Origin of the sequence: Enterococcus wangshanyuanii (assembly GCF_002197645.1) — a bacterium.
In the GTDB taxonomy this organism is placed as follows: Bacteria; Bacillota; Bacilli; order Lactobacillales; family Enterococcaceae; genus Enterococcus_L; species Enterococcus_L wangshanyuanii.
Map to the genome: position 1 here is coordinate 3,509,360 of NZ_CP021874.1, position 15,199 is coordinate 3,524,558.

Below are 15,199 nucleotides of genomic sequence, written 5' to 3' on the forward strand. Positions count from 1 at the left end.
TTTAGGAAAATGCAGTATAATACATACTTAAGGAGTGCTGGTCTAGTACTCCTTTCATTATGAGAAAATTCATCGTGAAGATGAGAGGAGTTTCTATGTTTTCAAAATTTAAACCAACATGGATGGTTGATGCGATTTATAAGATCACCCCAAATCAATTGAAGAAAATGGGAATCAAAGCAGTTTTAACAGATTTAGATAATACACTGATCGCTTGGGACAACCCTGACGGCACAGAAGAATTATTGACTTGGATCTTAGAAATGAAAAATGCTGGTATTCCAGTTGTAGTTGTGTCTAATAATAAATCCAGCCGAATCAAACGAGCTGTCGAAAAATTTGAGCTAGCTTATGTATCCAGAGCCTTGAAACCTTCAACGAGAGGCTTTCGAGAAGCAGAGAAAATGTTGAATTTAAAGCCAAGTGAGCTAGTGATGGTGGGCGATCAAATCATGACAGATATCCGCGGTGCTAATGCTGCTGGCATCAGAAATATTTTAGTCCGTCCTATCGTAGATACGGATGGCTGGAATACACGAATCAATCGCTTTTTTGAACGTAAAATCATGAAACACTTAGCGAAAAAGCATCCGGATATGGTATGGAAAGGCGGACTAGAATGAGTGAAATTGAAGCAATTCACTGTATTGGCTGTGGCGCAGTCATTCAGACAGAGCTCCCTGATGAATTAGGGTATACGCCAAAAGCGGCGTTAGAAAAAGGAATGGAAACTGGCGAAGTTTATTGTCAACGTTGTTTTCGCTTGAGACATTATAATGACATTCAAGATGTTCATTTGACTGACGATGACTTTTTACGTTTACTGAATGAGTTGGGGCGTGAAGATGCTTTGATCGTGAATGTCATTGATATTTTTGACTTTAACGGATCAGTGATTCCGGGACTGCATCGTTTTATTGGTGATAATCCAGTATTGATGGTCGGGAATAAAGTGGATATTTTACCGAAGTCATTAAAGAAACCCAAAATGATCCAGTGGATGAGAGAACGAGCGCATGAAGAAGGGTTACGTCCAGTTGATGTATTATTGACAAGTGCGAAGAAGCCACAGGAAATGGAAAACTTACTTGAAACGATCGAAAAACATCGTGAAGGTAGAGATGTTTATGTAGTGGGGGTAACCAATGTTGGGAAATCAACGCTGATCAATCAAATCATCAAACAAACAGCGGGTGTGAAAGATGTAATCACGACATCACAATTTCCGGGAACGACGCTGGATAAAATCGAGATTCCTTTAGACGATGGTCACTTCTTGATCGATACGCCGGGAATCATCCATCGTCATCAAATGGCGCATTATCTAGGTAAAAAAGATTTAAAATTGATTGCTCCGCAAAAGGAAATCAAACCAAAAGTTTATCAATTGAATCCAGAACAGACCCTATTCTTGGGTGGATTAGCTCGTTTTGATTTTGTTCAGGGGGAACGTAGTTCATTTATCGCCTATGTTTCTAATGATCTGTCTATCCACAGAACGAAGTTAGCAAAAGCAACAGAATTTTACGAAAAACATGTTGGCGGATTGTTACAACCGCCGCGCCCGAATGAAGTGGCAGACTTTCCAGAGTTGATTCGCTTTGAATTTTCGATCAAAGAAAAAACAGATATCGTCTTTGCTGGACTAGGATGGATCACGGTGACACAACCTTGTGTAGTTGCAGGCTGGGCTCCTAAAGGCGTCGATGTTTTAAGAAGAAAAGCGTTGATATAAAAACGAGTGAACATAGAGAGAAGGAAAATCAGTGGAATTAAGAGGAAAACAAAAGCGTTATTTACGTAGTCAAGCCCATCATTTACAACCGATCTTTCAAATCGGTAAAGGTGGATTAAATTCAGCAATGGTCGTACAAATCAACGAAGCACTAGAAAAGCGCGAGCTGATCAAAGTAACGCTATTGCAAAATACAGACGAGATAGCCGAAGAAGTAGCTGAGTCTTTAAAAGCAGAGATACATTGTGATATCGTTCAAATCATTGGCCGTGTACTCGTTTTATTTAAACCATCATCAAAAGAAAAGTACCAAAAGATCTCTAAAGAAGTTAAAGCAATTTAAACCTTGGAGGGAAGTAAAAATGGGGACAAGTACGAATGCTGCATTGAAAGCACAAGTGATTGTTGAAGAAGCTGAATTATTTCAAAAACGAAAGCAAGTAGGAATATTAGGCGGTAATTTTAATCCAGTTCATATAGCCCATTTAGTGATGGCAGATCAAGTACAACAACAGCTTGGTTTGGATAAAGTTTATTTGATGCCAAGCTATTTGCCGCCACATGTGGATGAAAAAAAGACGATCGACAGTGAGCATCGCTTAAATATGCTGGAGCTAGCGATTGCTGACAACAGCAATTTAGCAATTGAGCCAATTGAGTTATTTCGTAAAGGCAAAAGTTATACATATGATACGATGAAGGCCTTGACCCAAAACAATCCCGATACAGATTATTATTTCATCATTGGCGGAGACATGGTAGAATATTTACCAAAGTGGCATAAAATCGATGAGTTGCTGACGCTGACTAATTTTGTAGGGATTCGGCGCCCAAACTATGGTACGATCACACCCTACCCGATCATTTGGGTCGATGTACCACAAATGGATATTAGTTCGACCTTGATTCGTGAAAAAATCAAAAATGGTTGTTCGACTCGTTACTTACTGCCTGATAGTGTGATACACTATATAGAAGAAAAGGGGCTGTATGTCGATGAAATTTAGCGGGGCTTATACATCCTTAAAACGAGAAGAATTAATGCAAAAAGTTCAAATGCATATGAGTGAGCGTCGTTTTTTACATGTCTTAGGCGTAGAAGAGACTGCTGTTGCTTTAGCGGCTAAATACGGTGTTTCCGAAGAAAAAGCCAGTATCGCTGCTTTGACCCATGATTATGCAAAAGAACGTCCGGATGAAGAATTTGAACTGATCATTCAACGAGACGGATACGACCCTGAGCTTTTAGCCTATGGCAATGCAATTTGGCATGGCTTGGTCGGTGCTAGTATGGTAGAAAGAGAGCTTGGTATAGAGGATGAAGAAATTCTTCAAGCGATTCGTCTGCATACGACAGGTGCTGCTGAAATGAGTTTGCTGGATAAGATCATTTATGTTGCTGATTATATTGAACCAGGTCGAGATTTTCCTGGCGTGAAAGAAGCAAGAGAGTTAGCTCTACTTGATTTGGATGAAGCTGTTGCTTATGAAACCAAACATACACTGATGCATTTAATTGAAAAAGAACAAAAAATTTACCCCAAAACAATTGAAACATACAATTATTGGGTAAGTAAGAAAAGAGGAAAAGATCATAGATAGTCAACAGATATTAGAAATCGCTGTAAAAGCAGCGGATTCAAAACGTGCAGAGGAAATCGTCGCTTTAGATGTACATGAGATTTCACTTTTAGCAGATTACTTCATGATTTGTGAAGCCACAAGTGAACGTCAAATCAATGCTATTGTGGAAGAAATCATTGAAAAAGAAGAAGAAGCGCAAGTAGAAGTAAAAAGAATCGAAGGAAAAGATGGCGGGAAATGGGTCTTGATTGACCTAGGCGAAATCATTGTTCATGTATTCCAATCATCAGAGCGTACTTTCTATAATCTAGAAAAACTTTGGTCAGATGCGCCAATGGTCGATCTTCACGCTTGGGTAGAGTAATATGGCCTATGAAACATTTGCTTTTGTATACGATGAGGTAATGGACGACAGTCTTTATGACGAATGGCTGGCTTTTTCAAAGCGTCATTTACCAGAAGATAAAAAGGATGTCTTAGAAATGGCTTGTGGTACAGGAGCATTGGCTGTAAATTTTGCAAAGGCTGGTTTCTCAGTAACGGCATTGGATTTATCTGAAGAGATGCTGATGATGGCAAGCAAAAGAGCCGGAGAAGAAGATGTTCATATTCAGTTTGTCCAAGGAAATATGATGGACCTATCTGAAATGGGCCAATATCAGGCGATCACTTGTTTTTCTGATTCTCTATGCTATATGAAAAATCGTCAGGAAGTCCAGCAAGTCTTCGATGATACTTATCAAGCATTGGAAGAAGAGGGTGTCTTTATTTTTGATGTCCATTCTGTTCATCAAGTAGATCATGTGTTTCCGGAGTATAGCTATCATTATCAAACGGAAGAATTTGCTTTTTTGTGGGATAGTTATTCTGGGGAAAAAGAACACAGTATTGAGCACTTTCTGACTTTTTTTGTGAAAGAGCATGAAGATGATGAAGTGTTTACTCGTCAGGATGAACTCCATAAAGAACGTACGTACTCAATGGATAATTACTTGATGATGCTTGAAAGTGCAGGATTTGTGAACGTTGAAGTTTATGCTGATTTCACAGATGAAGCACCGACAGAAGAAAGTAAGCGCTGGTTTTTTGTCTGCCAAAAATAAAGATCGAGTGTGAGCAGTGCGAAGCTTTTTGAGCTTTTGCCCTGCTCTTTTTAGTAAGGTAAGCAAAAATGATCTGAGCAAAGGAGTAGATGAAATGAAAAGCTGTGGTATTATCGTTGAATACAATCCTTTTCATAATGGTCATCAGTACCATGCAAAAATGGCTCGGGAACTAAGTCAAGCGGATGTAGTGATCGCTGTCATGAGTGGAAATTTTTTGCAGAGAGGTGAGCCTGCAATCATCGATAAATGGACGAGGACAAAAGAAGCATTAAGTCATGGAGTTGATTTAGTAATCGAGCTGCCATTTGCTTATGCTGTGCAATCAGCAGATTATTTTGCTAGGGGCGGTATCAAGCTTCTTCAGGCGCTGGAGTGTGATTCATTATGTTTTGGTACAGATGATCGCTCAGAGATGGATTATCAAAAATTTGGTGAGTTTGTAAAAAATCATCAAGCTGAAATCGATCAGCAGTATCAAACGATCAAAAATAATGGGATGAGCTATCCACAGCAGATGACAGAAGTTTTTCGCAACATTTATCCTGAAAATGGACTTAATTTTTCTACGCCAAACCATATCTTAGGTCTAAGTTATGCAAAAGAAAATGCTCATTACGATAAACCGATGGTATTATATCCGCTAAAACGAGAGCAGGCTGGCTATCACGACTTGAAGATCCATAGTCAATTTGCCAGTGCAACGGCGATTAGACAAGCTGTTTTTGCTAATGAGCTTTTAGGAATCAGACAAGTTTTACCTGAACAAGTAAGTAAAGATCTGGAACAAGCATCTATCGTATCATGGCACGATTATTGGCCGTTATTGAAATATAAATTGATCAGTAGCTCAATCGAAGAGCTGCAGGAGATTTATCAAATGAAAGAAGGTATTGAATATCGCCTAAAAGAAGCTGCCAAGGATACTGATTCTTTTTCCGAATTTATAGAAAAAGCGAAAACAAAGCGTTATACGTGGACACGATTGCAGCGTTTAGCAACTTATATTTTAATTAATGCAAATCAACAGGAAATCGAAGCTTCCTGGCACCATAGTCATTTACATGTATTAGGTTTTACAGAGAGAGGACAGCAGTATTTAAAAGAAAAGAAGAAGGCTGTATCGTTACCTTTGATTACTAAAGTATCTAAAAATTTGAATGATCGACTGTCAGTAGATATCCGTAGTGATCAGATTTATCGTTTAGGAAAGACTACTATTCTGGAACAAAATTTTGGTCGAAGTCCAATCCGTTTGCCATAAAAGCAAAAAAGACTTAACAAAAGTTTGATTGACAAGTATAATAAGAAAGGCGCAACAACCAAAAACTATAATGAATGAAAGCGAAGTGAGAATATGGGTCGTAAGTGGGCAAATATTAAAGAGAAAAAAGCTGCCAAAGACGCGAATAACAGCCGAGTTTATGCAAAATTCGGAATTGAGATTTACGTAGCAGCGAAATCGGGTGATCCTGACCCTCAAGCAAACCAAAAATTGCGGTTTGTTATCGAGCGCGCAAAAACATATAATGTACCAAAACATATTATTGACCGAGCAATCGAAAAAGCAAAAGGTTCAGGCGATGAACAGTATTCTGAATTACGTTATGAAGGATTTGGGCCAAATGGATCAATGGTGATCGTCGATGCCTTAACAAATAATGTAAATCGTACGGCATCTGACGTACGTGCAGCTTTTGGTAAAAATGGCGGAAATATGGGTGTCAGCGGCGCTGTTGCTTATATGTTCGATCACACAGGTGTGATCGGTTTTGCTGGTGATGATGCAGATGATATTCTTGAATATTTAATGGAAAAAGAAATCGATGTTCGTGATGTGACAGAAGAAGACGGTCAAATCATTGTATATACTGAACCAGAAGATTTCCACACTGTGCAGGAAGCATTGAAGGAAAAAGGAATTGAAGAATTTTCAGTATCTGAACTAGAAATGATTGCACAAAATGATGTAGAATTATCTGGAGAAGATTTAGAAAAATTTGAAAAAATGATCGATGTTTTGGAAGACTTAGATGATGTTCAAAAAGTGTACCATAATGTTGATTTAGACGATTAATAGCGTTTCTCAAGAATCCTTAGCTTATAAGGGTTCTTTTTTTTGTGTAAAAATGAAATCAGAACAAAAAAAACCCTTCATACACACACTATATGAAGGGAAACACAATATGAAAAACTAAGAACACTAGTATAATATCATTTCCTTTCTAAATTCTCAAATATTTAGTATTTTACAGAAATTTTTGAGAATTTAAATAAGATAAAAACGTATTTATGACTTTTTTTTAATATTCAGTTATTTAATGAGCAGTAATTGAGAAGTTTTAAAAGTGAAAATCAGAATAAAATAATTCTACTTATTCTTTTTGAAGCTTCTAAATTATAACGACGGATGAATAAATAATCTAAGCTAAAGCGAAAGAATAAAATAAATAAAAATAGAGACCGTTATTAATGCAAATTATTATACAATTTCTGTTTCAATTATTTTACTTTATTATTTTTGCAGTATAAAATCTATTTAAAAGTATCGATTGTATGAATAAGAAAAAATCATATGTATAATAAAATGCGATTGAAGTACCAAGTTTAAGGGGGAGAGGAAGTTGAAAAGAGTAGGAGCAGTGTTCTTTTTATGTGTTCTAGTGTTATTTGTTGTTGGTGACTCTGTTCGGGCAATTGCTGATGAATGGCAATCTACGTTTCAAACTACCTCAACTGAAGAGGCGATACCGACTGAATCATCTACCGAAACGTCTACCGAAGTGTCTGCGCAATCAACGAATCAGGCAGATGAAACAACGGATACTACAAGTTCGGTGACCTTAGAAAGTAAAACGGAATCAGATGAAGTCAAAGAATATGCAACGCCAGATCCTCGGACTGTGTCTATTGGAAACAGTACGCTCAGCTCTTCTTTAGCAAACGGTTCATATGGTCAAGATATTGTTACTATTTCATATGAGTATAGCATCACAGTTTTAGGATTAGCGATCAACGATAAACCGATAATTGCTATACAATTGCCGTCTGAGATCGCGGGTCAAATAAACAATGATGTAACAAAGCAGCAAGACTTTTTAGCCTTACTTACAGGGACTGTCAGTTATCCTGGAACAACAAATCAAGATATTCATAGCACTGCCAATGCGGTAAGTCTATCGTATAGTACTGTTTACAATTCGGTCTACGTAACATTTCCAACGAGTTCATTGGTCTTGCTTCCTGGAACCAAATGGTCTGTTTCTCTATCCTTTGATGTTGGAGCAATGTATAAACGTGGCATTTCAATTCCCGCTGCAACTGGGGGAAGCTATCCAATTCGAGGAACGTTTACAGACGTTGGGACAGGTCTAGGAGCAATCAGTATCATTATTGGAAACAACACTAAAACAGGATCGATCAACAAATCTCAATTAGTATTAGGAACGTATCCAGTTCCTCGTGTGACACCGGCTAGTGTGAATGCGCTTTCTCATCTTCAGACAGCTGTGACTGGTAATATTCAGCAGACACAAGCCAGCGGCTATAATTACACGGTGCAACTGACGATCAATCATACGGATGGAACGACCACTCCGATCATCGTCAATAATATACCCGTAGATAGCTCGGGAAATTTTAATGCAACACTACCGTCCGCGCTTGAATATGGTGATACATTGTCTTCGATCGTTTATGCCCGATCCAAAACAAATACAGATTATATTCAAAGTGCGGCATCAGCACTTCGAACCGTCAATTGGACGATCAATCCAGTCAGCGCGGTCACAGTTGTCGGCGGAGCGAACCAATTATCAGGAACGGCAGTTCAAACAGCATTAGGTAGTTATCAAGTCAAGCTGCAAATCAACAGCGGTACAATTTATACAACTTCTTTAAATGCGAATGGCAGTTTCTTATTTTCTAATTTGCCAACTTTTCAAGGTGGAGAATCTGTCAAGGTTTGGATTCAAGGAATCAGTACTCGAACAGGTTCTTCTTTATTGGCAAGCAGTGACTTTATACGAACGGTGCCGTATCCAGTGCCGCAAATATCAATCGTACAAAAAATAGAACGTAGTAATAAGCAAGGAAATTGGGAAGCAGCCCCGTTCGTTGTTACTGGTCAAATGGTTCGCTATACCGTAACGACTACCTTAACGAATCAGCCAGCTACCTGGATGAATCAGCAATTAAAATCGTCTATTCCGGCAGGCTTGACCCAACTCAGTGCAGCGACATTGACAAAAACATCTGCAGCGAGTATTTCCACGCCTGTATTAGGTGTTCAGCTTTTGACAGATACGAATTCAAATACGCAATATTGGTATTATCAAAACACATTGACTGCAAATAATTTTGTTGAGGCAAATACTAGTTTTACTTTGCAATATACAGGAGTTGTAGCAGAAGGTATAGCGGGGCAAACTCTTACCTTTACTGATACGATCAATGGAAATGACGGTGGAGGAACAGCAATTCCTACACAAAATAGTACCACGTCTACTTCTGTTAAAAATGGCGCGTTAAGGTTTGTTCAGTCGCCTACCCAAATTTCATTTACTAAAATACCTGTGCCAAGTAAAAGAACTGCTTACAGCCCGAGTAATATAAATTCATCTTTGATCATTGCTGATGGTCGTGTGACAAAAAGCCAATGGCACTTGCTTGTAAGAGAAAGCTTGGCAATGCATTCAACAACAACAAGTAAAACAGTCAATCAAGCATTTGCGTATCGAAAAAATGGCATTGATTATCCAATCACTACACTTGCATCAGAAGTATATGCTTATACCGCTTCTGATGATAGTAATGTAGAAATTCCGTGGAATCAGCAGAATGGTTTGTTTTTAAAAATTGGACCAGACATCAATATCAACGTGAATGAGTCTTATAAGGCTGAATTACAGTGGATTTTATCGGACACACCAATTTAAATTGGTTTAACTTCTTTAAAATAAGAAGCTAAAATAAAAAAATGAAAGAAGGAAGTAAAAATGAAAAAGGTATTCTTTATCTCAGGCATGTTTACTGCACTAGTCATCTCTTTAAGCTTTTTTGGTGGAAATGTTGCTGATGCTGCTCAGGTTGCTACTATCAAATCAAATGCAGACATTACGTTTGCTTTAGACAATTCAACGACGTCACCTGTGAATCCGACAGATCCGACACAACCTGTCACGCCAAATCCGGCAGACCCTCATCAGCCTGGAACAGCGGGACCATTAAGTATCGACTATGTTTCTAACATTCATTTTGGTACAGAGACAATCAAACCGGGCAGTGCGACATATTATGCACAACAGGACCAAGTGCAAAATGGTGCTGGCAATCTTATCAGTGTACCGAACTATGCTCAGGTAACAGATAAACGAGGATTGAATCTAGGATGGAAATTATCTGTGAAACAAGATGCACAGTTTGCAACAAGTGGGGCAACGCCAGCTGTTTTAGATAATGCTGTTTTAAGTTTCTTAGCGGCTACACCAAATTCAACTCAGTTGATCGCTTTAGCTCCAGTTTCAGTACCAGTAATTTTGGACCCAACAGGGGCTTCAACTTCTCGAGTGGCAACGGCTGCAGCTTCAACTGGTATGGGCACGTGGACCTTAGCCTTTGGTACTGGTGCTACGGCATCACAAGGGGTTCAATTGACCGTTCCTACTGCAACGAAAAAAGTTGCTTCAAGCCAATATAAAACAACGCTGACTTGGATTTTAGATGATACGCCGTTATAGAAAAAAAGAGTTTAGTGATTTATGAAAAGAGGCGGAGACAAAAGTATTGAGTCCATTTCCAAAGGCGATGCTTTTGTCTCACCTTTTATCGGAAGGTAGAGTGTTGGAGAAAGCTGTGACTTCCTTCTTACAGTTACATAAAATACAGGGGTTAAAAAGGAGTTTTTATGATGACTAAAAGTAGATTAAAAAAAGGTTTCGCACTCATTTTATTCTTTATTTCTTGTGTTGCTGGACATAATGTTTATGCAAATGAAATGGATTTTTCTGTAAGAGCTATTTTGCCCGAAAATCAACGAAGTCAGGATGTCAGTTATTTTGATTTAAGAGTAACGCCAGAACAAAAACAAACACTCAGTATCGAATTGACTAATGATACAGATCGGGATATTAAGATCATCGCTTCTGCTAATTCAGCAATAACTAATGATAATGGAATTGCTGATTACTCTCATAAGAAGACGAAAAAAGATCCTTCTGCTAGTATAACGTTTAGTGAAATAGCGCAAATGCCGGAAGAAATTGTTTTGCCAAAAAAATCAAAAAAAACGATAGAATGTGTTATTACAATGCCAGAACAATCATTTGATGGTTATGTTTTAGGCGGATTATATTTTGAACAAAAGAAAGAGGAGACAGAAGAATCGAATAAAAATGAAGCAGTGGCTGTTGGGAATCGTTTTTCTTATGTCGTCGGGGTTTTACTTAGTGAAACTGATCAGGAAGTAAGACCAGAGTTAGCGTTGAACGAAGTGAAGGCAAGTCAATTCAATGGTAATAATAATGTGACGATGAACATTCAAAATAAACAATCAGCAATGGTCAAAAAGCTGCAAATAGATGCGAAACTCTATTATGAGAATGAAAAAAAACCTCGTTATGAAAATCATCAAGAAACACTAACAATGGCTCCTAATACCAATTTCAATTATCGAATCGATTTGAAAGAACAACCCTTTGTAGCAGGGAATTATATAGTAAAAATCAAAGCGAATGATGGGTATAAAGATTGGTCTTGGGAACGAAAATTTGACATAAAAGAAAAAGAAGCAAAAAAATACAACACAACGGCAATAAATTTGCCTCCTGAACCAAAGAAACAAGTCCCGTGGGCAATCATAATCAGCTTAGGAATTGGAATTCTTGCAGTTATTATAGGAATCATTTACTATTTCAGACGAAAAATGAAAAAAACACAGCAAGTACAGCAAGAAAAATATGATGCGTTGAAAAAGAATCTTGAGCAATTAAATAAAAAAGCGAAATAGATAAATATCTCGCATAACTTAAAATAGTTAAATAATAGTAACAGAATGCAAGTATAATCATCACAATTTCTTCACAATTAAGCAGTATTATAGATTCATACCAAACAAACAACCCTAACAAAACACTTTTTCATTTTTAACTCCTTTCCCACCCTTCCCCGAGGGTGGGCTATTTTTTATTTGATTTCTTTTCACTAAAAAACTTCATCTAATTTATCTTTTGAAGTCCAAGATAAATTAGATGAAGAAGAAATAGTATTACTTTTTAATCACAATCAATGATCAAAAATCAGACCATAGCCTAAGGCACAGATCTCTCTAATATAAGTTTTGACTTTTGCCGAGGATCTTGAAACTGATGGGAGTCCGCTAATAGAAGAAATTCCTAAGCGTTTTGCTAATAATTTAGAGCGGTACATATGAAAATCACTAGTCACGATGACTGTTTTGCCAAGGGACTGTTTCTTTTGTGCATTCTGAATATTTTCTTTTGTACGGGTGGAAGTATCCTCCCTTAAAATTTGCGTGTCTGGAATGCCTTTAACTCTTAAATACTCTGCCATGACATTCGCTTCACTATCAGGTTCATCAGCACCTTGTCCGCCGCAAACGATAACGGTTGCTTCTGGATGGTCCTTTAGATAAGGAACCGCGGCATCAAGTCGTTCTTTTAATACAGTACTTGGATAGGCATTATCTTTTGAAGAGCCTTTGACTTGTGCGCCTAAAATCAAGACAGTATCAGGATCTTTTATGGGCTGATCCTTTGTTCCGCTAAAAATCATTGCTAGAATAACAGCAGTGTATAGTACGCCAATACCAATTATTATCATCATGATTTGTTTAATCCTTTTCACCTTTTCACAACCTTTCATTATTCAGTTTAGTAGATAAACGAAAGTAGTGGTCGGCAATTTATTTTATTTAAACTATTTTTAACTTTTTTTAGAAAAGCATACTATCAGTAGAGGTTTATAGTACACTATATAGGAGTTAAATGAAAGGAGAGAGAGACATGAGAACAGAGCAGGAAATGTTTCGCTTGATTTTAGATACCGCAAAAGAGGATGCCCGAATTCTGGCTGTTGGGATGAATGGTTCAAGGACAAATCAGCGGGTACCAAAAGACTCATTTCAAGACTTTGATATCGTTTATATCGTTGATGATGTTGAACCATTTTTAGAAGATCAACAGTGGATCGATCGTTTTGGTACGCGTTTGATTATGCAAACACCGGAAGCCATGACGTTGTTTCCGCCAACTGAAAATGGACGGTTTACATACTTAATGCTTTTTGAAGATGGAAACCGGATCGATTTGACTCTGTGTCCAAAAGAACAGGCAAACGATTGGAATGAAGGGGACCGTTTAGCTGAGATCTTATTGGATAAAGAACAGTTGTTGCCTGTATTATCTAAAGCTACAGATCAAGATTACTGGATCAAAAAGCCAACGCAAGAAGAATTTTTAGATTGCTGCAATGAATTTTGGTGGGTGAGCACTTATGTAGTCAAAGGGTTGTGTCGAAATGAATTGCTATATGCTGCTGATCCTCTGTATGAGAATTGCCGCAAAGAGCTTTTACGATTGTTAAGCTGGCAAGTAGGTGCAGAGAATGACTATATGATCAGCGTCGGAAAAAACTATAAATATTTGCCTAATTACTTATCGGATAAGAATAATGAGTGTTTGTTAAAAACGATGAGAATGTCAAATGGTGAACAGTTATGGGAATCTCTGATTTTACAACAAAAAACATTCAGTTCTCTTGCACGAACCTTTTCTCGAATGAATCATTTTCTTTATGACCATATTCAAGCAGAAAAAGTAATCGCTTATACAAAAAAACACTACGTAATAGGAGAAAATAGGCAGTACAAATAGAATAGAAGGATAAAAGAACATTAGCAGTCTATTTTACTTAAATTATTCGTAAATAAATTAGAAATTAGTGGAAGTTATTGGCAAATAGGCTTTTTTCCTAGACTCAATGTGTGGTAGAATGATAAGTGCACTGTATCAAATTTTGATACATACGATTTCCTTTGTATTTGAAAAAAAGTAAAATTAAGCATTTATACATATAAAATAGATTTTTTCTCATATATAAGCAAATTAATTGAAGATTGTCAGAATTTTAACTACACTAATCGAATAAAGCTACTTATTTTATATTCGTGAGATATTTTAAACAATTAAAGGAAGTATTCCTTCCTTTCGGCTGCTTTAATTAGGAAAACGTATTGAATCAAAGTAAGCATACAAATCATAAAAAAGGAAGATCGCTCAATGGAAAATGAAGAAACAGTCAGCCGCTCAGCTAAGAATGCAAGAGCCCCTCAAAAGAACAATCATTCAAATAAGAAAAAGAACCGTTGGTTAGTACCTATTGTCGGCTTACTGATCAGTTTATCGTTAGTATTTACGGTTGGTCTCTTTTATTTTCAATCTCATTTTTTCATCACTGCTAAAGCGAATGGCGTAGATATCGGGTTCTTGAATGTCAAGGATGCGAAGAAGAAACTAGAGGAATTGAACAAGTCTGAGCCAGTAGTTATCAAAGCTGATGGTAAGGAAGAAACGATCGAGCTGCCTGAGAAGTACGAGATCACAGAAGAATATTTGAAGCAAAGCATCAGTGATCGTTCTATCAAACTGCCAATCAATGAGGATTATAAGACAGAGCTGAAAAATAAGTTGGGTGCACTTGCGTTCGCAGAAGGAACGCCAAGTCAAGATGCTAAGGTCGAAAAAGTTGATGGGACATATCAAATCGTGCCAGAGCAGCTTGGAACAACCGTTGATAAAGAAGCTTTGATCGCTCAAGTTTTGAAAGACGTTGACGCGAATAAAGGCACATATGTTTATGATGTGAAAGACTTCTATCAAAAACCAGCTGTGACTAAAGAGGATAAAGGACTGCAGGATAAACTAGCAGTACTATCTAAAAAAGAAAACAAATCGATCACTTTAGATATCAATGGCGAAAAATTAACACTGACTAAAGAAGAATTGCAATCATTCATAAACGAATCAGGTGATGTTGATCCGAACAAAGTCTACGCCTGGGTAGAACAAACCAATCAAAAATATGGTTCGATCTTCAAACCAATCATTTTTACAAACGTTCATGGTGTAACAACGAAATACAAAAATAACGGCAGCTACGGCTGGGATATCAATATGCCGCAAACAAGAGATTTGATTGTTCAGGCAATCAATAGTGAAAAAGAAACTGAAGAAATCACTGTGCCGATCGATGGAGATGTCACGCAATCAACAACAGTCAATAAAGACTATGTTGAGATCGATTTAAATGATCAAAAAATGTACTTCTTCAAAAATGGTGCTAAAGTGGTTGAAACAGATGTGATCACTGGCCGTTACAATAAAGGAACGGCAACTGTTCCTGGCTTCCATACGATTTTGTATAAAGATACCGATACAAAACTGGAAGGTGAAATGCTGGATGGATCAGATTATAGTGTACCAGTAAAATATTGGATGCCGCTGATGAGCTATGGTGGTGTGGTCACACAAATCGGTATTCATGATGCTGATTACAAGGCTGAATATTTTGGGAACAAAGAAGCCTATAAAACAAACTTCGGAAGTAATGGATGTATCAACACGCCAGGAGATGCTGTTGCTCAAATCTTTAACGGTGCATATGCAGGAATGCCTGTTATCATTTATGGACATATTTATGATGATGCACCTGGAGAATTTGATAAACCAGTTGATTATGGTGAACCAGCTTAAGAAATTAA

15 protein-coding genes are annotated in these 15,199 nt (G+C 37.5%); 14 read left to right on the top strand and 1 reads right to left on the bottom strand.

Going from position 1 to position 15,199, the window contains the following annotated elements; genetic code table 11:
* Positions 1 to 95: 95 nt before the first annotated feature.
* The 12 genes from CC204_RS17500 (at position 96) to CC204_RS17555 (ending at position 11,428) form a co-directional block, all read left to right on the top strand.
* The gene (locus CC204_RS17500; protein ID WP_088271346.1) at positions 96 to 623 is read left to right on the top strand and encodes a YqeG family HAD IIIA-type phosphatase; all 528 of its coding nucleotides are present in this window, start codon (positions 96 to 98) and stop codon (positions 621 to 623) included.
* Positions 620 to 1,735 carry a ribosome biogenesis GTPase YqeH gene (gene yqeH / locus CC204_RS17505; RefSeq protein ID WP_088271347.1) on the top strand — a complete coding sequence of 372 codons (1,116 nt, stop codon included), beginning with the start codon at positions 620 to 622 and terminating at the stop codon, positions 1,733 to 1,735. Before CC204_RS17500 ends, yqeH begins: the two co-directional genes overlap by 4 nt.
* A 31-nt stretch (positions 1,736 to 1,766) precedes the next feature.
* Positions 1,767 to 2,078, top strand: a complete 312-nt coding sequence (gene yhbY, locus CC204_RS17510; RefSeq protein WP_088271348.1) for a ribosome assembly RNA-binding protein YhbY — start codon at positions 1,767 to 1,769, stop codon at positions 2,076 to 2,078.
* Positions 2,079 to 2,097: 19 nt separating this feature from the next.
* Positions 2,098 to 2,742 (top strand): nicotinate-nucleotide adenylyltransferase, encoded by a 645-nt coding sequence (locus CC204_RS17515; RefSeq protein ID WP_088271349.1) that lies wholly within the window; start codon positions 2,098 to 2,100, stop codon positions 2,740 to 2,742.
* Positions 2,732 to 3,337, top strand: a complete 606-nt coding sequence (yqeK, locus tag CC204_RS17520) for a bis(5'-nucleosyl)-tetraphosphatase (symmetrical) YqeK (protein ID WP_373285352.1) — start codon at positions 2,732 to 2,734, stop codon at positions 3,335 to 3,337. The genes CC204_RS17515 and yqeK overlap by 11 nt, the downstream gene beginning before the upstream one ends.
* 7 nt (positions 3,338 to 3,344) lie before the next feature.
* Positions 3,345 to 3,683, top strand: a complete 339-nt coding sequence (gene rsfS / locus CC204_RS17525; RefSeq protein WP_087639273.1) for a ribosome silencing factor — start codon at positions 3,345 to 3,347, stop codon at positions 3,681 to 3,683.
* A gap of 1 nt (position 3,684) precedes the next feature.
* Positions 3,685 to 4,422 carry a class I SAM-dependent DNA methyltransferase gene (locus tag CC204_RS17530; RefSeq protein ID WP_088271351.1) on the top strand — a complete coding sequence of 246 codons (738 nt, stop codon included), beginning with the start codon at positions 3,685 to 3,687 and terminating at the stop codon, positions 4,420 to 4,422.
* Between the two features lie 94 nt (positions 4,423 to 4,516).
* On the top strand, positions 4,517 to 5,686 hold the full coding sequence (locus CC204_RS17535) for a nucleotidyltransferase (RefSeq protein ID WP_088271352.1): 1,170 nt from the start codon (positions 4,517 to 4,519) through the stop codon (positions 5,684 to 5,686).
* Positions 5,687 to 5,779: 93 nt separating this feature from the next.
* The gene (locus tag CC204_RS17540; RefSeq protein ID WP_088271353.1) at positions 5,780 to 6,499 is read left to right on the top strand and encodes a YebC/PmpR family DNA-binding transcriptional regulator; all 720 of its coding nucleotides are present in this window, start codon (positions 5,780 to 5,782) and stop codon (positions 6,497 to 6,499) included.
* Between the two features lie 619 nt (positions 6,500 to 7,118).
* Positions 7,119 to 9,359, top strand: a complete 2,241-nt coding sequence (locus CC204_RS21575) for a hypothetical protein (RefSeq protein WP_373285354.1) — start codon at positions 7,119 to 7,121, stop codon at positions 9,357 to 9,359.
* A gap of 87 nt (positions 9,360 to 9,446) precedes the next feature.
* On the top strand, positions 9,447 to 10,160 hold the full coding sequence (locus CC204_RS17550) for a WxL domain-containing protein (protein WP_373285353.1): 714 nt from the start codon (positions 9,447 to 9,449) through the stop codon (positions 10,158 to 10,160).
* A 170-nt stretch (positions 10,161 to 10,330) separates the two neighbouring features.
* On the top strand, positions 10,331 to 11,428 hold the full coding sequence (locus CC204_RS17555; RefSeq protein ID WP_227011193.1) for a WxLIP family cell surface protein: 1,098 nt from the start codon (positions 10,331 to 10,333) through the stop codon (positions 11,426 to 11,428).
* Between the two features lie 275 nt (positions 11,429 to 11,703).
* On the opposite strand, the gene CC204_RS17560 is transcribed toward CC204_RS17555, so the two are convergent.
* Entirely contained in the window at positions 11,704 to 12,264 is a 561-nt protein-coding gene (locus tag CC204_RS17560; protein WP_227011194.1) for a YdcF family protein, read from the bottom strand.
* A 179-nt stretch (positions 12,265 to 12,443) separates the two neighbouring features.
* Here CC204_RS17560 and CC204_RS17565 point away from each other — a divergent pair, with 179 nt between their 5' ends.
* Both CC204_RS17565 and CC204_RS17570 read left to right on the top strand, forming a co-directional pair.
* Positions 12,444 to 13,313, top strand: a complete 870-nt coding sequence (locus CC204_RS17565) for an aminoglycoside 6-adenylyltransferase (RefSeq protein ID WP_088271356.1) — start codon at positions 12,444 to 12,446, stop codon at positions 13,311 to 13,313.
* Positions 13,314 to 13,718: 405 nt separating this feature from the next.
* Complete coding sequence (locus CC204_RS17570; protein WP_088271357.1) at positions 13,719 to 15,191, top strand: L,D-transpeptidase family protein; 1,473 nt, start codon at positions 13,719 to 13,721, stop codon at positions 15,189 to 15,191.
* The last annotated feature ends 8 nt before the right edge of the window (positions 15,192 to 15,199 follow it).